Here is a 23,635-nt window from a genome sequence, read left to right as displayed (position 1 = left end):
CCTAAAGCCAGTCGCGCTCACACAGGAAGTCGCTGAGCAGCCTGGCCTCGGCGCTGCCCGGTGCTGGTGTGTGGTTATAGCGCCAGCTGACTTCGGGGGGCATTGACACCAGAATCGACTCAGTGCGGCCGTTCGACTGCAGCCCGAACAGGGTACCGCGATCCCATACCAGATTGAATTCGACGTAGCGGCCCCGGCGGTAGCATTGCCAGTCTCGCTGGGTTTGGTTCCACTCCAACGCTTTGCGGCGCTGGACGATGGGAAGATAGGCATCCAGAAAGCTATCGCCAATCGCACGCGTCATGGCGAATGCGTTGTCGAAGCCGCCCGCTTGCAGATCGTCAAAAAAGACGCCGCCGATGCCGCGGGGCTCGCTACGATGCTTGAGGAAAAAGTAGCGATCACACCATTGCTTGAATTGTGGATACCAGTCCGGGCCAAAAGGCTGCAGGGCGAGTTGGCAGGTCTGGTGAAAGTGAATGGCGTCTTCCTCGAAGCCATAGTAGGGGGTAAGGTCCATGCCGCCCCCAAACCACCAGACAGGGTCCATGCCCTCCTGCGTGGCGCAAAAGAAGCGCACATTCAAATGTACGGTGGGTACAAACGGGTTGTGTGGGTGTAAAACCAGGCTGACTCCCATGGCTTCAAAGCTACGCCCGGCCAGTTCGGGGCGCCCCGCCGAGGCTGATGGCGGCAGCTTCTGCCCGAATACATGGGAAAAGTTCACGCCGCCGCGTTCCAGTACGTGGCTGCTCTCGATGACGCGGCTGATTCCGCCGCCACCTTCTGCCCGTTCCCAGCTATCCCTCAGAAAAGTACCGCCATCCATGGCTTCCAGGCCGGTAACGATTTTGTCTTGCAGTGAGAGCAGATAGGTTTTGACGGCGAGGGCATCCATCGGAACATCCTATGAAAAAAGTGGGGTGGAAAGTGGGCCTAGTGCGACCGGAAACAATACGTCAACAAGTCTACGGCGACACAACGCAAAAACCGGGCAAGGCCCGGTTTTTGTGATAGAAACAGCGCTTACTTCTGCACTGGGGTTCGGTGTTGCACTTCGGTAATGCGGTTCTGCTCATCCACGAACACCAGCCGGGGAGCGTAGTCTTTGAGCTCGTCATCGCTGAACTGACCGAAAGCGGCGATGATCAACAGGTCACCCACCTGAACCCGGCGTGCCGCCGAGCCATTGACCGAAATGGTCCCCGATCCGCGTTCTGCTTTGATGGCATAGGTTGAAAAGCGCTCGCCATTGGTGACGTTCCAGATATCAATGGCTTCGTACTCACGAATATCCGAGGCTTCCAGCAGATTTTCATCAATGGCGCAGGAGCCAATGTAGTGGAGTTCCGCATCGGTGGTAACGACACGATGGAGCTTTGCTCTGAGCATATTGCGTTGCATAAGTATTCCTTTGCAGTCAGTCGCGCCGGGGATCGCCCGGATGACGGTAAAGCACGTCGGGACAACCTTCTTCGTTGCCCCCGCCGTTGGTAAATTCGACCGGCACAAAGCCGTGCCGTTCATAAAAAGCGCGTGCCGCCAGATTATCGGTAAAGCACCATAACGATGTCTCGTGCTGGGTACGCAGGATATGGCCCAGCAACTGACTGCCTAGCCCCTGGCGCCAGTAGCGGGGGGCGATGTACAGATGATGTATCCACTCCTGATCGTACCCCGCAAATCCGGCGATGTCGTCGTTGCCAGAGCGGGCTAATACGACGGTTTGCTGGTTGGGCAGGTCAGCCAGATAGGCACGGGTTGATTCAAAATCATGCCTTTGTGGCAGCCATGGCATGGCTGTCTGTCGAGCATCCATAAACAGACGGCACAGCTCGGTTGCAATGTCGTCGCCGTTGGACGCGATTCCTAACAGGAAAGTGGTGCCAGTTAGCATGAAATTAAAGCGACACTTCCAGATTGTCGATCAGTCTTGGTTTGCCAAGACGGGCTGCCGCCAGCACAACCAGCGCCTTATCGCCCGGCCGGGCGTGATCTAGCGTCTGGGCGGTGCGGATTTCAACATAATCAACGCGCCAGCCATGGTTTTCCAGGTCGGCGCGGGCTGTTTCGGTGAGCTTTACAAAGTCGCTATCTCCTGCTTTCAGAGAAGACTCGATCTGCTTCAGGTTGCGGTAAAGGCGAGGAGCTTCGGCTCTTTCCTCGGGGGTCAGATAACCGTTGCGCGATGACAGTGCCAGCCCATCGTCAGCACGGCCAGTATCGACCGGCACAATGGTGACCGGAAAATCAAGATCCGCCACAAAACCTTCAATAACCTTCAGTTGCTGGTAATCCTTTTTGCCAAACATGGCGTATTCAGATTGCACGATATTGAATAGCTTGGTGACGACAGTGGCGACGCCCCGGAAGTGGCCTGGCCGGAATTTGCCGCACAGCTCATCTTGAATCGCTGGTGGTTCTACCTTGTAGCGCTGTTCGGTGCGCGGATACAGCTCTTCGACGGATGGATGGAACACCACATCAACACCTGCCGCTTCAAGTTTGGCGCAATCTTCATCGAAGGTGCGCGGGTAGGTCAGGTAATCCTCGCCCTGACCAAATTGCAGCGGGTTGACGAAGATTGAGACCACCACTCGCCGGGCGTGTTGCCGGGCCGCTGCAACCAGGGCCAGATGGCCTTCGTGCAGGTTGCCCATGGTTGGGACAAAGGCCAGTGTCTCTCCTGCAACCAGCAGCGTTTTGCGCCAAGCGCGCAGCTCGGCAATCGAAGTAATAATCTTCATCGGCAGTCCTGAGGAAATCCGTTTCTCGTTTGTCTGTGTTTTGAGTTTTTGGCGCAGACCGTTTAGCGCTTCGTTGCACCAGGGGCGATCTGCTTCGCCGACTTGTGCAAGGTGCCGTTCGGCGTCTTGCAGGGCCTGTGACGCCTTGATCTGCTCACCTGCCAGTAGATGGGCATGGCCCAAACTTTCGTAGCCAAATAACCATTCCAGCGCAGCAGCATCGTTCTGCCGGCAGATGTCCAGGCAGGCCTGCGCATGAATGATGGCCGCTTCAGCAAGGCCAGCGGCACAGTGGCTCATAGCCAGACGGTATTCGGCCCGTTCGGTTTCCAGCCACCCCCCGGCAATCGCCCAGAATTGGCGGGCATAGCCAGCGGCCATCAGCATCAACTCGTTGGCCTGTGCCGAGCGTTCTGGTAGTCCCTCCAGGCTGCAAGCCAGGTTGTTGCCAGCAATGGCGACTGCCCGTGCTGCAGGATTGCCTGCTTCGGCATAAGTCTGGGCAGCCGTCGCGGCCCGCCTTAATAGCATCCCGGCGCGTTCCAGTTGCTGGTGGGCGGCGAGTGCCGATGCTGCAACGCCATCCGCCCGTATCGCCGCTGTTGGTGAAAGTGAGCTTGGTAGCGCATTGTCGCTACCTGAGCACAGGCGAAGTGCCGCCCGGTTGATGGCGATGGTTTCTGCGGCGGCTGTGTCGATTTCCGGCACATGGCGCGCGAGTTGATCTAACAACCGTATACCTGTTTCCCATTGGCCCAGATGCTCGCCCAAAACGTGGCTGGCTAGACGTGCCATACCCGCAATATCTCCAGGAGTGCGGAGTTGTGACATGCCTTGGTCGAGCCGGTCGGCAACGACCTGGGCGTTATCTGCGTGGTCATTCCACGCTTGATTGAGCCAATCGGTAAAGTTGTCCACGGTCGGATTCCTGTTCTGGACGTGATGGATAACTCAAAAACTATGCTCTGCAGCTGGGAAGGTCTTGGCCTTGACCGCCTGGACGTAGGCTTCAATCGCTCCTTGTATGCTGGTAGTGCCTTGCATGAAATTTTTGACGAAACGTGCTTTTTTGCCAGGGTAGACGCCGAGCATGTCATGTAACACCAGAACCTGACCATCGACGTCGGCCCCGGCGCCGATCCCGATGGTGGGGACAGTCAGGGACTCGGTGATTTCTTTGGCCAGTTGTGCGGGCACCATTTCCATCAAGACCATGGCTGCACCTGCGGCTTCGAGCACTTTCGCATCCTGCTTGAGCTGGGCAGCTTGTTCTTCAGTCTTTCCTTGTACCTTGTAGCCACCATAGCTGTGAACTGATTGCGGTAGCAGGCCAATGTGGGCGCAGACCGGAATGCCGCGCTGAGTAAGGAATTCGGTGGTTTCTGCCATGATTGCACCGCCCTCGATCTTGACCATCTCGGCACCGGCCGCCATCAATTTGGCGGCATTGGCAAATGCCTGCTCTTTCGATTGCTGATAGCTGCCAAAAGGCATGTCTGCCAGAACGAGCGCTTGCTTGGTTCCCCGGCAAACACAAGCGGTGTGATAGACAAGATCATCCAACGATACCGGCAAGGTGGAGTTGTGGCCTTGTATAACCATGCCGAGCGAATCGCCCACCAGCAGAATTTCCACGCCGGCTGCGTCGAGCATGGCTGCAAAGCTGGCGTCGTAGCAGGTGAGCATGGTGATCTTGTGACCCTCATGAACTTGTTTTTGCAAGGTACTGATTGTGATTTTCATGGTTTCTACTCGCAGGGGTTCGGCGGGAGGCGGCCGGAATAGCGTCTAACGACTGCAGAATCAGGTCGTTCAGGACTTGTTGAAGTATTCCCGGCCACTCTTCATTGCTTCGATGCGGCGCAACAATATCGCAAAGTCTTCTGATTCATCAACAAAATCAAGGTTGTTGGCATTGACGATCAATAAGGGTGCGTCATTGAAGTCATAAAAGAAGCGGCTATAACGTTCGACCAGTTTGCGTAAATAGCCATCGGGAATTTTCAGCTCATATTCATGACCCCGGGCGCGGATTCGCTGCAGCAATATTTCGACGTCAGCCTGTAAATAAATGACCAGATCAGGCTTGGGGGTTTGTAATTTCAGGTGATGGAAAATATCGCTATATAGCTTGAATTCATCATCGCTGAGCGTCAGCTCGGCAAACAACGGGTCTTTATCGAACAGAAAGTCAGCAACCGTTTGGCCATGAAACAGGTCTATCTGCGCGAGATCGGATATCTGGTGAACGCGCTGGAATAAAAAGGAAAGCTGGGTTGCCAAGGCATACCTGGGCATATCGACATAAAATTTGGGCAGGAATGGTACGTCGTCGGGACGTTCCAGCATGGCGTTGGCGTTAAGGTGATCTGCGAGTTTGCGGGCCAGAGCCGTTTTCCCGGCACCGATGGGGCCTTCCACAACAAGATAACGATATCGATCCAGTGTCATGCAGTCTCCCTTCTGGCCTGTCAGGGGCCGGGCGGCTACCCGGCTGCTGCAGGCGCTCGTGTTATTCGAGTTTCACGAGGTCGGTCAGATCTAACAGGCTGGCGCAACGGTTTGCCGGCCCGACGCCGGGAATGATGATGTCCGGCGCAATGTCGAGCAAGGGAACCAGCACGAAGCCACGTTGGTGCATGCGTGGATGGGGGAGCTCCAAATCGGGCTCATTCAGCACGCAATCGCCATACAGTAGCAGATCAAGGTCGAGAGTTCTTGGTGCGTTGCGGAAAGTGCGCTGTCGACCTGACTGCTCCTCCAGAGCCTGCAAGTCTGTCAAGAGTTGCAGGGGAGGTCGGGTGGTTTCGATACAGGCAACTGCATTGACAAAATCAGGCTGGTCCAGATACCCGACGGGAGCGCTGCGATAGAGTGGGGAGGCTGCCAGCAACCAGCTCTCGGGTAGCAGACCGATCGCTTGCAGGGCAACTTGCAAGGTATTGGCGGCCTCGCCCAGATTGGCGCCGAGGCCGATGTAGGCGCGCACTATCATTCCTGGCCGGACTCGTTGCCGCCATTGGGCTTGCGCTTGCGCCGCCGTTTTTTATTGCCACTGCCGGCGGGGGAGTCTTTGACCAGCATGGCTTCACGTTGCGACATATCAGCCGACTGGAAGCGGGTCCACCAGTCTGCCAGCTCCTGATCCAGCTCGCCGCTGGCGGCACGCAGACACAGAAAATCGTAACCGGCGCGAAAACGTGGGCTCTCCAGAAGGCGGAATGGTTTGGCGCCGGTACGTTGCTCGAAACGGGGCTGGATCATCCAGATTTCTTTCATTACCGTTCCGTAACGACGCGGAATTGCCAGTTTTTCTTCCTGTACGGCCTCTACTTCATCAATCGCAGCAAACAGTGCGGGCATTGGTTTCTCGTGGCGTGCTTTGCGCCGAGCCCAGTTTTGCAGCACTTCTTGCCAGAGCAGGGCTGCAAACAGAAAGCCTGCTGATACGGGCTTGTCGTCACGAATCCGGGCATCGGTGTTCTCTAGCGCCAGCTTCAGAAACTGCGTGCCTTGAGGATTGGCCAGGATGCTGTCAAGCAAGGGGAAAAAGCCATGATGCAAGCCTTCTTCCCGTAGTTGCATGAGCGCCCCCCAACTCTGGCCAGAGAACAGCAGTTTCAACATTTCGTCGAATAACCGGGCAGCCGGGACGTTTTCGAGTAGCTTGGCATGTTCCCGAATCGGCTTGCGTGTTGCTCCGTCAATATCCAGCCCCAGCTTGGCTGCAAGACGCACCGCGCGCAGCATGCGCACCGGGTCTTCGCGGTAGCGCTGGGCAGGAGGGCCGATCATGACCAGCTTTTTGCGTTTGAGGTCTTCGACACCGCCATGGAAGTCGATGATTTCCTCGCGTGCCGGGTCGTAGAACAGGGCATTGACGGTGAAATCGCGGCGTTTGGCGTCGTCTTCCTGGTTACCCCAGGCATTGTCGCGAATGACGCGGCCGGTTTCATCGGTTACCGTTTCTCCACCGCCACGAAATGTCGAAACTTCGATGATTTCGTCGCCAAACATGACATGCACCAGACGAAAGCGGCGGCCAATAATGCGGGAGCGGCGAAATAGCCGGTGAATTTCTTCTGGCGTGGCGTTGGTGGCGACGTCGAAGTCTTTGGGATGCTTGCCCAGCAACAGGTCGCGCACCGCGCCGCCTACTACATAGGCTTCAAAGCCGCTTTCATGCAGGCGGTCGGTTACCTTGAGGGCACAGGAGTCGATGCCATCGCGATGCAAGCCATGGCGGCGCTGTGGGATGACCACTCGGCCACCACCGTGGCGTTTAGGTAGGCGCAGCACGCGGCCCAGTAGTTTACGAATCATGGGTCGGATCGGCTCGGGTTGATAATCTGAAAATATGCGATAAACCCTGCATTATACAAAACAAACTTATTCAGTCGGCCGTTTTGGCCGTATTTATATTTGGAGTGGCCGATATGCCAGAAGTGCGCTTTCGCATTGTGAATGTATTTGCTGAAACAGCATTTGGTGGAAATCCGCTCGCGGTGGTCGAGGATGCGAGCCAGCTTGACGCGCAAACCATGCAGGCAATTGCCAGCCAATTCAATTTGTCGGAAACGGCATTTTTGTTTGAATCGGAAACGGCTTCAGCGGCCTTGCGTATTTTCACTCCGGCGTATGAATTGCCATTTGCGGGGCATCCTGCACTAGGGGCAGCGGCCGTGGTGCGGCGCGTTTACCAGACTGGGGATACGGTGACGCTACAACTTCCGGCTGGGCAGATTGCGCTGCAGGCTCAGCAGGATCGGTGGCGTTTGCGTGCACCTGTGCCTTTGCATCGTCTGTGCGAGTTAGATCGACGCCAGATTGCCGAAGTATTGGGGCTTGGGCCCGATCAACTGGCAGGTGAGCCGGTCTGGATGTCGGTACAGGGTAATGAGCAGCTTCTGGTGTCAGTGAAGGATGAGGTAGCGATTGAGGGTTGCCAGCCTGACGCTGGTTTGATGGCGCGCAGGGTGCGAAACGTGGCTGGGCAGAGCAAGGTGTACGTGTTTGCGCGTACGGAAGAAGGTTTCCTGGCCCGCTTTTTCTGGTTGAAGCAAGGGTGTGTCATGGAAGATCCAGGGACTGGTTCTGCTGCTGCCAATCTGGGTGGCTGGTGGCAACTCCAGTGTGGAAGAGTGCCCCTGAAGGCGCAGATCTCGCAGGGCAGACAAACGGGGCGTCTGAATTGCCTCTCGCTGGAGGTGGCGACGGACGGCGGGATATATGTGGGTGGCCGGGTGGTCGAACTGGGGTGTGGCGTATTGCATCTCTGAAATGCGTAATGCTGGCGGGCGACTTGCTGTGAGCTTGATTAAACTGAACTAGGCTCTGTTGACGTGACGGTTGCGCCTCATCAGAGCTGCACTTGGGTTGTCAGGCAATTTGCCGTGCTCGTCATGAAAGCCGTGAGGTCGATTCGATGAAGAAGCTAGTCATCTACCATAGTCTGCTGGCAGGGTTGCTGTTGCTCGGGGGCGGAATGGTCAGCGCGGCAGAGCAGCGTAATCTATCGGTATCTACCAAGAAGACTCGACCCAGTGAGCCTGCTCCGGCGCCTTCTGCCATTTCCAGCAAGGCGGCACCCGAAGTCTCCGTTACCATCACGCCCATTCCCTTCCCGCGTGAAGGGGCGCCATTGTTGCCCGCCAATGTGGTGATTCTCCCGCCATCCAAGAACGTCACCAGTGCGTCGGGGGCGCCATTGGTGGCGGCTATACAGACCGTGCCGGGCCAGGTAACGACGACTCCAGCCCACGCTTCAACTCCCGTTTCGGCACCAGCCTCAGCCCCAACTTTGGCCCCTACGCAAACTCAGCCCTCTGCGCCGGTTTCGGCGCAGCCTGTTATTGCAGCGGCCAAACAAACACCGCCACCAGCGATGCCGGCTCCCGTAGCTGCCCACCCGGCTCCGGTTGTTACGACTGCCGTCCCGCAAGTACCTGCTTCTTTTCCTGTCGCGACAACGGTGGCTTCTCCTCAACCGGCACCGAGCCCTATGGTGGCCGCCACCAGTGTCTCGACCGCACCGGCGATCGTGCGTGAACAAAAACTGGCGCTGGTGATTGGCAATGGCGCCTATCGTGACTCGCCATTATTGAACCCGGTCAATGATGCGAGAGCCATGGCCAGCAAGTTGCAACAGCTCGGCTTTTCGGTGACCAAGCGCGAGAACATTGGCTTGGAAGAAATACAGAAAGTGGTACGCGACTTTGGCAATCAACTAAAGAACGGTGGAGTGGGTTTGTTCTTCTATGCGGGGCATGGGTTGCAGGTGAAAGGAAATAACTATCTGGTGCCGGTAGGGGCCGACATCCAGGCAGAAGATGAGGTATCGACGCGTGCCTATAACGTCAACGAAGTTCTGGAGAAGCTTGATAGCGCCAAGAATCGGGTCAATGTGGTGATTCTGGACGCATGCCGCAATAACCCGTTTGCCCGTAGCTTCCGTTCGAATGGCAGTGGTCTTGCCCAAATGGATGCTCCGACCGGTACTTTGGTAGCGTTTGCAACGGCACCCGGCCGGGTCGCTTCGGATGGCAGTGGCGGTAATGGGCTGTACACCGAGAACCTGTTGCGGGCCATGTCTCAGCCTGGCTTGCGCATTGAGGAGGTGTTCAAGCAGGTGCGGGTGGGGGTCATGCAGCAGTCGGGTGGTCAGCAAACCCCGTGGGAGAATACGTCGCTGACTGGGGATTTTTATTTCAATCCGCTGGCGGGCCAGGAAAATACGGCGGCACCGATCCAGCTTGCCATGGCGCAAAGCGCTGAGCTGGCACCCTCCCGGTCTATCGGGGTCATCCTGCCTCGCAAGTTGTTTGAAAGCTATCAGCTGATTTCTGGTCTGGGAGGGTTCACTGGGGATGTTCTGAGTGCCCGTTTTTCTTCTGATGGTCGTCGCCTGGCGCTATTTGGCGCTGATCGCGCAGCGCGAGTGTGGGATGCGCAGAGCGGGGCTGTAATCAACCAGACGGCCAGTGCGGGCCAGCGCTCGCTATCGCCGGATGGCAAATATCTACTGACGCCGGCTGAGAGCAATAGTCTGAGGGTGCTTGATACGGAAAGCGGTGGCATGGTTGCCCACCTGAAGGGCCATCGCGAGCGGGTGGTTGAGGCGTTGTATTCTCCCGATGGCAAGCGGATTGTTGCGCGCGGTGGTGAGGGGGATATTTATTTGTGGGATATCGAGGCGGGCAAGCTGCTCGATACATTGAGCGCACCCAGCGGCAAGGTCACCTTCCTGTTTTCGCCCAATGGCAAGCGATTGCTGGCTTGGGGCGACGAAGACTCGAATCTGCGCATGTGGAATGTCGCGGACGGCAAACGAGAATCTGCCATGCGCGCCCATTGGAAGAAGGTTAACAGCATCCGTTTTTCACCGGATGGTAGCCGTATCGTCACGGCCAGTGATGACGAATCTGCCAAGGTCTGGAATGGCGAGAGCGGGGATGAGCTGTTCAGCCTGAAAGGCCATGTCGGCCCCGTGGTTGACGGATTGTTTTCTGCTGATGCCCGGCGAGTTCTGACACGCGGTGCCAATGGTCAGGTCATCTTGTGGGATGGTACGAATGGTCGGCAACTGCAAGTATTTGAAGGCGTGCAGCAATCCATGTTTTTCTCGCCCGAAGGTAGCAAGATCATTCTTAATGGAATGGATCGGGTACTACGGCAGGCTGATGCCCAAAGTGGGGCCCTGTTGGCGACGATTCCAGGTAATGTTTTTGTCAGTTTCTCCGCAGATGGCAGACGATATGCAACGTTAGGGGATGAAGGTGCGCGTTTATGGGATACCCAGAGTGGTGCAGCCGTGGCGCGTTTACCTGGTCAGGTTGCCGTATTCTTCGCAGGCAAGGGGCGTTTGCTGGCTTCCGCAGGCAATGACTTTTCGCTGCAGTTGTGGGATGCCGAGCATGGGGATCCTGTCGGTGTGCTGAAAGGGCATGTCGAACGGATCCGTAATGTAGTGTTCTCGGCAGATGGGCGTCGTTTGCTGTCATGGGGGGATGACAAGAGCTTGCGGCTGTGGGGTTTGCCAGAAGTGAATGACATTGCCACCTTGTCAAAAGACGCCTTCGAAACAACGCTGGAATACCAGACCCGGGTTGGCAAATGGTCGTCGGCTTATTCCGCCATCGTCAATCTGGGTGAATATGATGCGGATGTTCAGGTGTTCAATGTGCGCTTGGGTGATCACACCTTTGGTGTACCCATGCCGCGTGAAGAAGCCCGGAAACTTGCGGGGCAGAAGCAGGTCCAACTGACCGGCACGCTTCGCTTTTCCGATGCGGAGCGGCTGGAGTTGGCCGGAGCCAAGTTATCCCGATTACCTTGACGCCCTTTCTGCATAGAGTCGCGGCGCGCCGGAAGTCCGGCGCGTTTTGTTTGGTTCACGCCAAATGGGAAGTGTTTCGCCAGGCTCACCGGCAGGTTTGCTGGACCGCGTCGCTTTGATGATGGACATTTGCCGGAGTGGCTTAAGTCTTGATAAACCACCACGGGTGTCAAAATCGGCATTGAATACGGCAAATTGCCGGTTTATCGGGGTGGATCGCATATAATCTTGGCCTTTCTCGAAGTCTATCCACTATTCAAGATCAAGAATGAAAAGATTGCTTTTTGCCGGTTTGGCCGGCCTGTTGCTGAATGCAACCGTGTTCGCCAATGCCATGAATGTGCCTCCGGTGCCCGAGATTGCGGCACGGTCTTACTTTTTGGTGGACTATCAAAGCGGCAAGGTCATTGCTGCCCGTGGCGCTGCGGACAAAGTGGAACCAGCCTCCCTGACCAAATTGATGACGGCTTACCTGACCTTCAAAGCTGTCAAGCGGGGTTCGATCAAGCTCGACCAGCAATTCACCGTGTCGCAGAAGGGGTGGAAAACGGAAGGTTCACGCATGTTTCTTGATCCAAAGAAACCTGCCAAGGTGGAAGAGTTGATTCGCGGGATGATCGTGCAATCGGGTAATGATGCGTGTGTGACGCTGGCTGAAGCCATTGCCGGGGATGAGGCGGTATTTGCCCAGATGATGAATACCGAAGCCGCGCGCCTTGGTATGAAGAACACGCACTTCATGAACGCAACGGGCTTGCCTCATCCGCAACACTATTCAACGGCTGAAGATCTGGCGATTCTATCGGCGGCGATCATCCGCGACTTTCCTGAGTTTTATCCAATTTATTCGCTGAAGGAATATCGCTACAACAATATCAGCCAGCCGAACCGCAACTTGCTGCTGTTTCGCGATCCTTCTGTGGACGGCATGAAAACTGGGCATACCGATAACGCGGGCTTCTGTCTGGTGGCTTCGACCCACCGGGATGGTCGTCGCCTGATCTCGGTATTATTGGGCGCCGCCAATGAGAATGTCCGCGCAGTGGAAAGCTTGAAGTTGCTGAACTACGGTCTGCAGTTCTATGACACTCCCAAGCTGTATAGCGCCAAGCAGGTCGTCTCCAGTCTGCCGGTCTGGAAGGGGGCAGTGCCGCAGGTACAGTTGGGATTCCAGGCCGATCAATTCATGACGCTGCCGCGTGGTCAGTCCTCGAAAATCAAGGCGGATCTGGTGACCCAGCAACCATTGGTGGCACCGATTCGCGCTGGTCAAACACTTGGCAAGCTCAAGCTGACACTGGAAGGCCAACCTGTTGGCGAGCTGCCGGTTGTGGCTTTGGCTGAAGTGCAGCAGGCCGGGATTCTCGGTCGGGCTTGGGATACGATGCGCCTGTGGTTTCACTGAGCGGCGCTGAAACTGGCTCAAGAGACGATCAACGACGATTTCTTGCTTCGCCTCCGGCTAATGCAAGCCGCAAACGATCTGGCAGAAAGGTAGTAAACAGAATGCTTTATTTGAATGGCGAGTTTTTACCGGCTTCTGAAGCAAAGGTTTCTGCACTGGATCGCGGCTGCTTGTTTGGGGATGGGGTTTACGAGGTGGTTCCGGTTTACTCGCGCCACCCATTTCGACTTGAGGAGCATTTGGCTAGGCTGGAATCGAGCCTGGCAACCATCGAATTGCCGAATCCCTATCCCCGAGCCGAATGGGCGCGTCTGATTCATCAATTGATTGTCATGCAGGATTTTGATGATCAGTCGGTATATTTTCATGTGACCCGAGGCTCTGCTTATGAGCGGGATTTCCCGTTTCCGGCAAATGTCGCCCCGACCGTGCTGATCAATCCCACGCCCTTGATAACGCCGTCGGCCCAGACCAAGGCAAGTGGTGTGCGGGCGATCAGTCATGTGGATTTTCGTTGGCTGCGTTGTGATATCAAATCCCTCAATCTGCTGCCGGCGGTTCTGATGCGCGAGGCGGCGCGCAGGGTGGGTTGCGCTGAAACCGTATTGTTTCGAGATGGTTTTCTAAGTGAGGGTGCGGCCAGCAATATCTTTGTGGTGAAAGACGGCGTGGTGTTCACACCGCCCAAGTCCCATCTGATTTTGCCCGGCATCACTTACGATGTCGTGATTGAGCTGTGTCAGAACAATGGTGTCCCGCTTGAGATCCGTGCCGTGGCAGAGGCTGAAGTGCGTGCTGCTGATGAACTCTGGATGACCAGCTCGACCAAGGAAGTGCTCGCCTTGGTTGAACTGGATGGACTACCCGTCGGTAATGGTACCGTTGGGCCGCTGGCGCAACGACTGGATGCGCTCTATCAGAATTTCAAGAATCAGGTCATGCGATCTGGTCTGGCGAGCTGAACTCGCCACTAATCTAATATAGGTATTCCCATGCAAAGTCAGCCTGAAACCCTGCTGGAGTTTCCTTGCCGTTTTCCCTTGAAGATCATGGGGGTTCGGCATGATGAGTTTTCCCAGACCATTTTTGAGGTTGTACGGGTACACGCACCGGATGTTCAGGCCAGTGATGTTGAAATGCGAATGAGTTCGGGAGGGAAGTATCTGTCTGTGACCGTGACGATCACCGCTACCTCCAAAGCCCAGCTGGATGACCTTTATCGCGCCTTGACGGCGCACCCGATGGTCAAGGTCGTACTGTAATAAAATCAGATCCATATCCCCCGTGCGGCCAAACCTGTTGGTCGCCGCGAAGCTGAATCATGCATATCAAACACCTGGGGCTGGTTGACTACGAGCCCACCTGGCAGGCCATGCGCGAATTTACGGCCAGCCGTACGGTAGAGACAGCAGACGAGATCTGGTTGCTCGAACACTTGCCCGTCTTCACCCTTGGCCAGGCCAGCAAGCCCGAGCACATGCTTCGCCCATCTGACATTCCGGTGGTGCAGATTGATCGAGGTGGTCAGGTGACTTATCACGGCCCTGGCCAGCTAGTGGCGTATCTGATGGTCGATCTGGCCAGACACAAACTTGGTGTGCGTGAATTTGTACGTCGCATGGAACAGAGCGTGATTGATCTGTTGGCTGACTACGATGTCGCTGCCGCAGGGCGAGTAGATGCGCCTGGGGTCTATGTGGGAGATGCCAAAATTGCCTCCTTGGGCCTACGTATCCGGAATGGCAAGAGCTACCATGGTCTGGCGTTGAATGTGGATATGGATCTCACGCCCTTCACATATATAAACCCTTGTGGTTATGCCGGGCTTCGAGTCACCCAACTGCGTGATTTGAATGTTGAGGCGAGCCTTGCCTCGCTTGCTTCACAACTGGCAGTTAAAATCAGTCACTTGTTAGCGCTACCGGGAGTTGCCTCGGTTGCTGATTATGCGCTGACCTCCCAACCTCAACCGCCTGAAGCATCATGACCCGTCACTCTGAAAGCAATACTCCATCTGATTCTGTCGCAATCGCGACGGAGGCCGTTTCTCCCAAACCTGTGGTGACAGGTGTGAAACTCAAGGGTGAGGCGAAGACGGCCCGCATACCGATCAAAATCGTGCCTCTGGATAAGCCTCTGGATAAGCCGGAGTGGATTCGCGTGAGAGCGCCAAGTGGCAGTCGTTTTTACGAGATCAAGAATATTCTGCGCGAACAGAAGCTGCACACCGTTTGCGAGGAAGCCAGTTGTCCGAATATTGGCGAGTGCTTTGGCAAAGGCACCGCTACCTTCATGATCATGGGTGACATCTGTACCCGGCGTTGCCCGTTCTGTGATGTTGGGCATGGTCGCCCAAATCCGCTTGATCAGAACGAACCTAAACATCTGGCTGAAACGATTGCAGCGCTGAAGTTGAAGTATGTGGTAGTGACTTCCGTTGACCGAGACGACTTGCGCGATGGTGGCGCCCAGCACTTTGCTGAGTGTATTCGGATGACGCGTGAACTCAGTCCCACTACTCAAATTGAGGTTCTGGTGCCGGATTTTCGAGGGCGGCTGGAAGTGGCGCTAGACATCTTGAGCCAGATACCGCCAGATGTCATGAACCATAATCTGGAAACGGTTCCACGTCTCTACAAGCAGGCCAGACCTGGCTCGGACTACCTGCATTCGTTAAAGCTTCTGAAGGAGTACAAGGCACTGCGCCCAGACGTTTTGACCAAGAGCGGCATCATGGTTGGTTTGGGTGAGACTGACGAGGAAATTCTGGAAGTGATGCGGGATATGCGTGCGCACGATATCGACATGATCACCATTGGCCAATACCTTGCGCCTTCGAATTCTCATCTGCCGGTTCTCCGCTATGTGCATCCGGATCAATTCAAGCTATTCGAGGCCGAAGCATACCGACTAGGCTTTAAACATGCGGCAGTTGGGGCGTTGGTGCGGTCCAGCTATCACGCAGACCAACAGGCTCATGGGTTGGTGTGATAAAGATTGCTGCCCGGGGGGATGTCTTCCGGGCGGAATTCTTGCACAAGTGGCTTAGCGATACGAAGACGAGGATCCTGTTTGTAGAATAGGCTTAACTGTTCATAGATTCTCGGATATTCCTCGTACAGCTGATGGGGAAGCTCAAAGAAACATTCAGAGAGCACCGCAAAGAACTCTGCCGGGTCTTGCGCTGCATAGGGGTCGATCCGCGTTGGTATTCCCAGCCTTAATTTGCGGCGGAAATCTTCAAAGCCGCGATTGAAGACGCGACTCCAGGTTTCTCGATTCATGCCTTTGTGAAGCAAGGGAAATCCGTTGGCTGAGCCATTCATCATGTCCAGCTTGTGGGCGCACTCGTGAATCACCACATTCCAGCCATCCAATGCAGGCGCTTTCGTGACATCCGGCCAACTGAGCAGAAGTGGGCCATCCTGGCGGGCCATGCCGATGATCTGTCTTTCCCCTTCGTGGACAAGGCCAACATCATCACGCCAGATGTCTCTGGCAATAAAGGGGCTTGGATAAATGATGACGCCAAGCCAATCCTTGTAACTATCAACATCAAGAGCCAGGATCGGCAAGCAGGCTTGAGCAGCAATGTTAGTGAGCATGGCAGGGGTCAGCTCAAAGTCATGCGCGCCGTAGAATGATTTCTCAAGCAGGAATCGCCGCATTCTATATTCCAAAGCGCCGCGCTCATCTTCAGTAAGGCCCTGCAAAAGAGGGAGGGTTTCTGCTAGGCGAGGCCAGCCACCAGCCGCCAGCAACTCTGCAGACATGGCTTCATGCTTGGGGCTAAAAGCGCGCTTGAGAAAGTCGAACATGGGTGGACTGTTGAAATAATGACGATAGCATTAATGTGAGGGCGTTGTGCCGAATCACAAGTGAGGGGTTCCGACTTTCTAGTGAATACGCAGGTTGTTGTGGTGAGTCGGTTCATGTGTCATTCATGGGCGCGCGGCCATGATGTGACTAGGCACTATTCATAAATGTGCTGCGACGGATGCAAGATAAGTCGAAATTGTGATGAGGAACGGCGTGTTGTGTTATCGCGCGTGCTCTTTAAGGCTATGTAATTAAGTTGTCGCATCTGGTCGAGGGACATTGATAAGCTTGCAAAAATTGCAGGTATCGGTTCTATGTAAAGTAACGGCCTTCTTGATATGGATGACAACTGCGTACTGCCAATTCTTACTCTTTGCTGGGGGTGGTTAGATGAGAAAGCTAATTTGTGTTTTAGGCCTGCTGACAAGTAGCGGCTTTGCTATTGCAGCACCGAATATGCAGGCGGGACAGTATGAGGTGACTTACAAAATGAGTACTCAAGGTGGTGGGGGCATACAGATTCCACCTCAAACAGTCAAAGTTTGTCTCGCTCCTTCTGACGTGGCGGATGTGCGCAAATATGCCATGCAGGGGCCTCATGGTAGTAACGGAAGTGACTGCAAACCAGTAGAGCAGAATGTTGCAAATGACCATGCCACCATCAAGATGCGCTGTGATGGCAAACAAGGTGTTTCCAATATCACTGTGGATGTGGGGTTCAAGGGGGATACGTATTCAGGGAAGTCAACTATTGATACGACTGCCGGCCCGCAAGGGCGGATGGTGATTGTCAGCGAGTTTACTGGCAGACGAGTTGGCGATTGTGCCAAGTAGGGGCTCTCTGGATTCATTTCATACCTAACCGCTTGCTTGGGCGTATACGAAGTGGAGTGATTGCACGAGAATATGTGGTAATTCCCGCACAGGTACCAAGGCTGCTTGGACCTTCGCCCAATATGAAGCTAGAATCCGCACCATGTCCAAGCTGCCAGAGCTTCTGGATATTTTCAGGAACGCCTGTCAATCTGCTAAAAATGGAATGCGGGTGTTGCAAGCGCGCAAAGTATTTAGAACGTGTTGTGATAACCCCAGTGCTCACCGCGTGTGCGCTTGCCATGTCTCTAGGCTGCTGATATATTCGGCGCGTGTTACTGTGGCAGGCCAAGGTAAGCAGGCTGCGGCACTTGTTTGTTGCGGTAGCAAGCTTGGCAAAGTTTGGGGAACTTACGACCACTGTCTGGCGTGGCGGTCGGTGAGAGTAACACTTAAGTAGTTTTGCTGAACAAACCTTATTTTCAATTGGAGAAACATCCCATGATGAAGAAAAAGATCCTGGCTTCTGCCGTGGCTACGACTTTTGTCGCTGGCATGCTGGCTAGCGGCAGCGCACACGCTGTTCGCATGTCGGAAAACGGCTCGGGCCAAGTACTGCTGGGCGCACAATACCTGGCACGTGCCGCTGATTACACAACAACGCGTATTCGCGTTGTTAACCCTAGCCTGACTGATGCAGTTAAGGCACGTCTGTCGCTGCGTTCCAAGAAGCATTCTGACGAATGTTTCGATACGGTTCTGTACCTAACACCTGGCGACGTTGCTTATCTGGATCTGCGTCTGAGCGCAGCAGGCAAGCCGGAAGTTTGGACTGATGATGATTCAATCTTGGCAAGCCGTAGCTCTGATGGCAGCCTGAAGTTTGCTTCTCAGGTTCCTGGTGGCGTTACCTTCCCGATCAACGAGTCCGTTGTTCTGAAGACCGAGCCTACTGCTGATAGCTGTGCTCAGGGTCACATTGAAGTGGTTGGTGCTTACTCTGCTGCTGGCGTAATTTCTGGCTTGGCAAGTGGTCTGCCGAACGTAACTGTTCGCCAGACAATGTCCAAGTTTGAAGTTATCCGTATTTTTGATACCCCTAAGGGTAGCTTGAATATCGCTGGTAACAACGTTACCAACAACCCTGCAATCGGCACAGGCCCTGCTGACCACGCTGCTCGCGTTCAGTTGTCGGGCTTCGTTGAAACCATCAAGAGCGATGATCGCATCGCTACTCCGATGAGTGCATTGCGTGACGGTATCAACCCTCTGACTGCTGGTGCAGTTACCTATGTAATTGGTAACCCGCTGCTGGATCCGACAGTTGGTAACGAAGTTAAGATGGGCCAAAACTTTGGTTCTCTGACTGGTGGTACTCTGAACCTGACTGGCACGATCGACACTATTAACGATATCGAAGCCGGTATCGCTTCTAGCAACCTGCGTGGCTTCTACGAGAACAATGGTGGTCGTGGTTTGAGCATGGAAGTTACCTTCCCGACCAAGTACCGTCACCAGTTAGTTAAGGATGCTTCAGGCAAGATGACCTACGGCGCTCCTTTCCACAACTACGGTGAGATCGGGTATGCAACTTCCCTGTTTGATAACCAAGAGAACAGCGCACCTGCTACTGTTTCCGAGATTTGCGTTGTTTCTCCTTGCCCGATTGCAACCATTTCTGGCAGCTTCCTGATTCACGAAGTGAACTACAACGTGGTTACTGGCGCTACCAACTGGAATCCTAGCTCTGGCTGGTACTCCACTAACTTGAGTGGTGTTGCGGGTGCTCCGCGTTATGACATCGGTGTTCTGGGTACTGCTTACGCAGGTATCCCGACGATCGGTTACACACACTACTTCTACACCAATACTGGTACGATTTCTCGCTCGATCGTAGAGCCTCTGAATCGTAACAACAACGTTGGTCAGAACTAAGACTGATGTGGTGTATGTAGGTCAGCAGAGTTATTGCTGATAAAAGCCCGCCAATTGGCGGGCTTTTTTATTGGGGAATATTCGCAATGTTGTGACAAATTTCCACTGTTATAATGGCCTTGAATGCAGTGGACGATTGCTTGTTATCAGGCAGTTCCTGATATGGTTGTTAAATACATTTTCTTGGGCAGGAGTTTTCCGTGAGGCATGGATTAAGTTTTTTTATGAAGGCGGTGGCAGCTTCTGTGGTGATGGCTCTGCCTGCTATTTCTTTCGGCTATACGAGTTCAAAATATGTATTTCCCGAGGTTGGCGGAAAATTCTACAAGGCAGTGCCCGAGACGGGTAAGCAGCAGATTTTTTACACATGGGTTAATCCACGCTCTGCGCCATCTGAACCAAGACAAGTGTGGCAGCTACTACCTGTAGATAATCATATTCGTTTTTCTATTTTGCTTCCGCCGGGTGTAAGTATTGCAACGGCTTACGCTAACTCGTATTTCTTCACAGATCAGCATTTTGGTGTGACAACCAAAAATATCCCATATTGTCCTCGCCCGTCGGCCAGACCTGCTGCTCCTCCTTATTGCAGTGAGCCTGGCGTGGAGTCGAGTAGCGAATATTTATATTTAAATGACCTTCCGATTTTTCGCGCTTTGAACAACTTCGTGTATCCCACGAGTGGGGGGACTGGAGTAATTAACGACAAAGCACGCTATGTTTATTTGCATTTATATAATGGATTTGAGCAGTCGTTTGAGTTTGGCCAAATGGATTTTTCAATGGTTATTGATGATCCAAAAATGTACATGGACTGGCTGAGGAAGCGTCCTTGGTCGTCAGTCTACGATGGCACACCTGGTCAGTCGAACGATGGTGTTGATGGGAGTCCCCCTGAAGGCTGCACAGTAAACTGTGGCCCAACGCCGTTTACTTTCAATCCTAAGCCAACCGCCACTCCTGGCTCAGAGGTGATTTCAGATTCGGTCACTCTGGCAGGACAAGGTGGGACATGGACTATCTCTGTCGGGACAAATGCGCAATATAGTCTGAATGGAGGGGCATTTACGTCAAGCGGTGGGCAGGCGAAGGCTGGAGATACTATTCGCCTTAAGGTAACAGCCCCTACAGGTCCGGGTACATCTCTGACAGCTACAGTGACAATTGGTACGACTACCGCCAATTTCTCGGTAACTTCCGTGGCTCAGACGTTGACTTGTTCCACTCTGAGTGGAGTTGCCAAATCGATTTACACCGGTCGTACCAATCAGTTATTGGGAGATCGCCTGCGCTTACAGGAAGAGTCTGGTGGTTCCATAAAAGGGCAGATTACGGGCAGCCTGAGTTCAGGCGTCATGTTTGCCGCGAATTCTTCAATTGGACTACGTTCCGATGAAGGTGGTGTTCCCAAACCAACCGCAGACATTTCCATCGGCACCAGCGCCAAGAGTCAAGTAGCGTTCACCTTGCCTGCTGATACCAATGACACCTTGCGCGGTTACCTCGAACTGGGAAGCGATGCTGCTCCGATTACACTGGATACAACATCTGCCACAACGGTCGGTGAGGTGTCGGTGACATTCGCCGGGGGGGCCAGCTGCGCGCCAAAGCTCGCGCAATTGAAAGATGCGACAACTTACGCAAATGTTCCGTCTGCGTCTTTAGTAAGCCTGGCACCGGGAGGCGCAGCTGTTGCTTTGCCTGAAATCTCAATTGCCGAAGCTGACAAAGGGGCTCTGGATCTAACGGGTAACAAGACCTTGGCTATCAAGCTGCCAACAGGTGTTACATTTGACACCTCGGTTGTGCCGACGGTGCAAGTGCTCAAAGCAGGTGCTCTGGCAGGTGATGTGCAGGTTGCCAGTCAGTTTGGTGGGAATACTGATCTGAAACTGACTTTAGGCGCGAACTGGAATAGCGCTACTGATGGTCCTTATACAATTGTCGTAAAAGGCTTGAAGGCTCAGGCTGACAGCAACACTACGGCGGCCGATTTCAAAGTAATGGTTGGTGGCAGCAAACAAGTTGGTGGTACCGCTTTGACCGACGCTGACTTCGGTTCAAACGAAGGTGCAAAAGCCACCAAGCGAGATATCAAGTTGGGAACAATCGGTGCTGGTGTAACGCCTTGGATTCCACCTGCCTCTGTGCAAGTCGCGGATCCCAAGCAAGCTCAGATCAAGGCTCTCAAATTGACACCTGCCAGCGCGGATAAGGGTAAGGCAGGATCCCTGTTTGTTGCGGCTACTGTTGGCAACCAATTGTTCTTCCTGACATCCGGTAGTGGTTGGATGCTGTATACCCGACTGCTGGAGTGTTTCGCGAGCGGTGGTCCTGGTTGTGATGGTGCCAAAATTGCTCTGCAATCTCAGGCAAATCTCGATACCCTGACTTTTGATGTGTTGGCGAACCCGTTAGACATCAGCGGACTCAAGCCTCTGCGGATTTTTGCGGGTTATGGCATGGGTTCTGATAGTAATAATCCGATGCCGGTAGATGGTCAAGGTAGTGCGGCATTTGCAAATATGCTGCGTAATCAGACCTATACAACGATTTACTCGCAATAATCAACGCGCTGTTCCTTTGAAAAGGACACCCCGGCTTGCCGGGGTGTCTTTTGTTTTGTTTGCTCATGAACAAGAAACTAGACAAGCTCGTACTATTTGGCCGTTATTTACTTTCCCATCCGCGACTGATTCCTCAAGTTATTTATGGTCTGTTTGAGGCATTTGGAAAGTACCGATTTAACGGAATCAAGGCCTTCATCAATCACTTCATTGCCAATGTAGGTTTTAATCCAGAGGCGGTTGCCAAGGAGTATGACCAGGTATGGCGAGGCTACAAAGCCACAATGACGCCAGAAAAAATTGGCGCGGCAATGAAGGTGATAAAGAATTGGACTAATCCCCCGCTGATCAGCGTCATTGTGCCGACTTATAATACGCCGGAGCATTTACTGCGGACGGCGTTAGATTCTGTACTGAATCAGTGGTATCCGCATTGGGAGTTATGTATTTCGGATGATGGATCGCCAGATCCTCGTGTCAGAGAAATTCTTGAAGAATATAAAGCCAGAGATTCACGCGTTAAGGTTTTATATAGCCAGGAAAATACGAATGCGGCAGCGGCTTCCAATCGCGCATTAAATATTGTGCGTGGCCAGTATATTGCGCTGCTTGATCATGATGATGTGTATGAGCCACAAGCCTTGTACCGATTGGCAGATGCGATTCTGGCGGATCAGCCGGATATGATTTATTCGGATGAGATCATCGTCAATGATGCAGGTGATTCAGTAGTCGCATTTGTTTTTCGGCCTGCATTTTCTCTTGAGTTACTACGCAATCATCCTTACATCGTTCATTTGGTATGTTTTAAGGCTGAGACATTGAAAGCAATAGGCGCCTTCAATGAAACATTGAAAATATCGCAGGATTACGATCTGATATTGCGTGTCGCAGAACAGGCAAAAGCCATTACACATATCCCGGAAGTGTTATACCAATGGCGTCTGCGCCCGAGTTCGAGTGGACATCAACAGCAGTCGGAGGTCATGGCTGTTTCAAAGCAGGTATTGTGTCAGCATTTGCAGCGTAGCAATCTTCCGGCGGCATCCGTGGTGGATGGTGACTGGTTTAACTTTTTCCGCATTGAATATCCGCAGCCTGAAAAGGCACGTGTTGCGGTGGTGATTCCTACCAAAAATCACCATGCTTTGGTCAAGCAGTGCGTTGAGAGCTTGAAGAAAACTATTTTGGATGTGGAATACGACATTGTGCTGGTTGACCACGATTCAAATGATCCTGAATCGTTGGCTTATTTCGCCTTATTTGCAGAACAACCTAACCATATTCTGCTTAAGCATTCAGGAGACTTTAATTTCTCCAGCATCAATAATGGTGCCATCGATAAAATTGCTGGGAAATATAGCCATTATCTGCTGTGCAATAACGATATCGAGGCCATTGAGAGTGGCTGGCTGAATAAAATGTTGTCCGCTTGTTATGAGCAGGATGTGGGAGCAGTCGGGGCCATGCTGTATTACCCGGATGGGGAAATGATTCAGCATGCTGGCGTGTGCGTTGGGTTGTTTGGTGCGGCCGAGCATTTTGGCAAATTCATGGGGCAGCATTTTGATCATGGAGGCTTGAATCCCGGCTATATCGGCAGTTTGATTGCCCGCCGTGAAATGAGCGCAGTGACAGCGGCCTGCTTGCTGGTAAAGGCGGATGTCTTCCACCAGATCCAGGGCATGGAAGAAAAAATGGCGGTGGGCTTTGGCGATGTCGATTTCTGCTTGCGCATTCGCGATGCTGGTTATCGCATCATGTTTTGCCCGGATGCACGGCTGATTCATCATGAGTCGGTCTCGCGAGGCAAGAGCACTACCGATCCGCATCCCGTCGATTCTGCGTTCTTCCGCGACCGTTGGTTTGACCTGATTGAGCGAGGAGATCCTTACTACAACCCGAATCTTGATAATCGTTCCACCTGCTGGGATATTTGGCGGCCATTTACCTGGCAACTTTTTCCAAGAAAGCGGGTATTCAGGAATAACCGATTCAGTATTAACAACTAAGC

At 53.7% G+C, this 23,635-nt stretch carries 20 protein-coding genes; 11 read left to right on the top strand and 9 right to left on the bottom strand.

Annotated elements, in window-relative coordinates; genetic code table 11:
- Position 1: 1 nt before the first annotated feature.
- From hemF to pcnB, 8 genes are all read right to left on the bottom strand, one after another.
- Positions 2-898 (bottom strand): oxygen-dependent coproporphyrinogen oxidase, encoded by an 897-nt coding sequence (hemF, locus tag PZA18_RS01980; protein ID WP_284099102.1) that lies wholly within the window; start codon positions 896-898, stop codon positions 2-4.
- 128 nt (positions 899-1,026) lie between these two features.
- On the bottom strand, positions 1,027-1,404 hold the full coding sequence (gene panD / locus PZA18_RS01975; protein WP_284099101.1) for an aspartate 1-decarboxylase: 378 nt from the start codon (positions 1,402-1,404) through the stop codon (positions 1,027-1,029).
- A gap of 16 nt (positions 1,405-1,420) precedes the next feature.
- Positions 1,421-1,897: a GNAT family N-acetyltransferase gene (locus PZA18_RS01970; RefSeq protein ID WP_284099100.1), complete on the bottom strand. Its 477-nt coding sequence runs from the start codon at positions 1,895-1,897 to the stop codon at positions 1,421-1,423.
- 4 nt (positions 1,898-1,901) lie between these two features.
- Positions 1,902-2,747, bottom strand: coding sequence for a pantoate--beta-alanine ligase (panC, locus tag PZA18_RS01965; protein ID WP_284099313.1), 846 nt, complete (start codon positions 2,745-2,747; stop codon positions 1,902-1,904).
- Between the two features lie 951 nt (positions 2,748-3,698).
- Positions 3,699-4,490 (bottom strand): 3-methyl-2-oxobutanoate hydroxymethyltransferase, encoded by a 792-nt coding sequence (gene panB, locus PZA18_RS01960; RefSeq protein WP_284099099.1) that lies wholly within the window; start codon positions 4,488-4,490, stop codon positions 3,699-3,701.
- A 69-nt stretch (positions 4,491-4,559) separates the two neighbouring features.
- Complete coding sequence (locus PZA18_RS01955; RefSeq protein WP_284099098.1) at positions 4,560-5,198, bottom strand: deoxynucleoside kinase; 639 nt, start codon at positions 5,196-5,198, stop codon at positions 4,560-4,562.
- Between the two features lie 61 nt (positions 5,199-5,259).
- Positions 5,260-5,742 (bottom strand): 2-amino-4-hydroxy-6-hydroxymethyldihydropteridine diphosphokinase, encoded by a 483-nt coding sequence (folK, locus tag PZA18_RS01950; protein WP_284099097.1) that lies wholly within the window; start codon positions 5,740-5,742, stop codon positions 5,260-5,262.
- Positions 5,739-7,070: a polynucleotide adenylyltransferase PcnB gene (gene pcnB / locus PZA18_RS01945; RefSeq protein WP_284099096.1), complete on the bottom strand. Its 1,332-nt coding sequence runs from the start codon at positions 7,068-7,070 to the stop codon at positions 5,739-5,741. The genes folK and pcnB overlap by 4 nt, the downstream gene beginning before the upstream one ends.
- 113 nt (positions 7,071-7,183) lie before the next feature.
- Here pcnB and PZA18_RS01940 point away from each other — a divergent pair, with 113 nt between their 5' ends.
- From PZA18_RS01940 to lipA, 7 genes are all read left to right on the top strand, one after another.
- Positions 7,184-8,026 (top strand): PhzF family phenazine biosynthesis protein, encoded by an 843-nt coding sequence (locus tag PZA18_RS01940; protein ID WP_284099095.1) that lies wholly within the window; start codon positions 7,184-7,186, stop codon positions 8,024-8,026.
- Between the two features lie 146 nt (positions 8,027-8,172).
- Positions 8,173-11,082, top strand: a complete 2,910-nt coding sequence (locus PZA18_RS01935) for a caspase family protein (protein WP_284099094.1) — start codon at positions 8,173-8,175, stop codon at positions 11,080-11,082.
- 268 nt (positions 11,083-11,350) lie between these two features.
- Positions 11,351-12,487 carry a D-alanyl-D-alanine carboxypeptidase family protein gene (locus PZA18_RS01930; RefSeq protein ID WP_284099093.1) on the top strand — a complete coding sequence of 379 codons (1,137 nt, stop codon included), beginning with the start codon at positions 11,351-11,353 and terminating at the stop codon, positions 12,485-12,487.
- A 101-nt stretch (positions 12,488-12,588) separates the two neighbouring features.
- Positions 12,589-13,449 (top strand): D-amino acid aminotransferase, encoded by an 861-nt coding sequence (locus tag PZA18_RS01925; RefSeq protein WP_284099092.1) that lies wholly within the window; start codon positions 12,589-12,591, stop codon positions 13,447-13,449.
- Positions 13,450-13,479: 30 nt separating this feature from the next.
- A complete protein-coding gene (locus tag PZA18_RS01920) occupies positions 13,480-13,749 on the top strand; it encodes an HP0495 family protein (protein ID WP_284099091.1) in 270 nt (89 codons plus the stop codon).
- Between the two features lie 59 nt (positions 13,750-13,808).
- Positions 13,809-14,474, top strand: coding sequence for a lipoyl(octanoyl) transferase LipB (gene lipB / locus PZA18_RS01915; RefSeq protein WP_284099090.1), 666 nt, complete (start codon positions 13,809-13,811; stop codon positions 14,472-14,474).
- The gene (gene lipA / locus PZA18_RS01910) at positions 14,471-15,478 is read left to right on the top strand and encodes a lipoyl synthase (RefSeq protein WP_284099089.1); all 1,008 of its coding nucleotides are present in this window, start codon (positions 14,471-14,473) and stop codon (positions 15,476-15,478) included. Before lipB ends, lipA begins: the two co-directional genes overlap by 4 nt.
- Here the strand turns inward: lipA and PZA18_RS01905 are convergent.
- Entirely contained in the window at positions 15,463-16,305 is an 843-nt protein-coding gene (locus PZA18_RS01905; RefSeq protein WP_284099088.1) for a M90 family metallopeptidase, read from the bottom strand. The two genes, lipA and PZA18_RS01905, sit on opposite strands and share 16 nt — an antisense overlap.
- A gap of 391 nt (positions 16,306-16,696) precedes the next feature.
- Between PZA18_RS01905 and PZA18_RS01900 the strand changes: the two genes are divergently transcribed.
- The 4 genes from PZA18_RS01900 to PZA18_RS01885 all read left to right on the top strand — a co-directional run bounded on the left by PZA18_RS01900 (position 16,697) and on the right by PZA18_RS01885 (position 23,633).
- Positions 16,697-17,140, top strand: coding sequence for a DUF3617 domain-containing protein (locus tag PZA18_RS01900; protein WP_284099087.1), 444 nt, complete (start codon positions 16,697-16,699; stop codon positions 17,138-17,140).
- 480 nt (positions 17,141-17,620) lie between these two features.
- Positions 17,621-19,054 carry a hypothetical protein gene (locus tag PZA18_RS01895; protein WP_284099086.1) on the top strand — a complete coding sequence of 478 codons (1,434 nt, stop codon included), beginning with the start codon at positions 17,621-17,623 and terminating at the stop codon, positions 19,052-19,054.
- A gap of 200 nt (positions 19,055-19,254) precedes the next feature.
- Positions 19,255-21,621, top strand: a complete 2,367-nt coding sequence (locus tag PZA18_RS01890; RefSeq protein ID WP_284099085.1) for a hypothetical protein — start codon at positions 19,255-19,257, stop codon at positions 21,619-21,621.
- A 65-nt stretch (positions 21,622-21,686) separates the two neighbouring features.
- Positions 21,687-23,633, top strand: coding sequence for a glycosyltransferase family 2 protein (locus tag PZA18_RS01885; RefSeq protein WP_284099084.1), 1,947 nt, complete (start codon positions 21,687-21,689; stop codon positions 23,631-23,633).
- Positions 23,634-23,635: the final 2 nt, after the last annotated feature.

The sequence above is a fragment of the Parachitinimonas caeni genome (assembly GCF_030129945.1).
Classification (GTDB): domain Bacteria; phylum Pseudomonadota; class Gammaproteobacteria; order Burkholderiales; family Chitinimonadaceae; genus Parachitinimonas; species Parachitinimonas caeni.
Note: the sequence above shows the minus strand (reverse complement) of the source record. Positions and strands in the feature narration are given on the sequence as shown.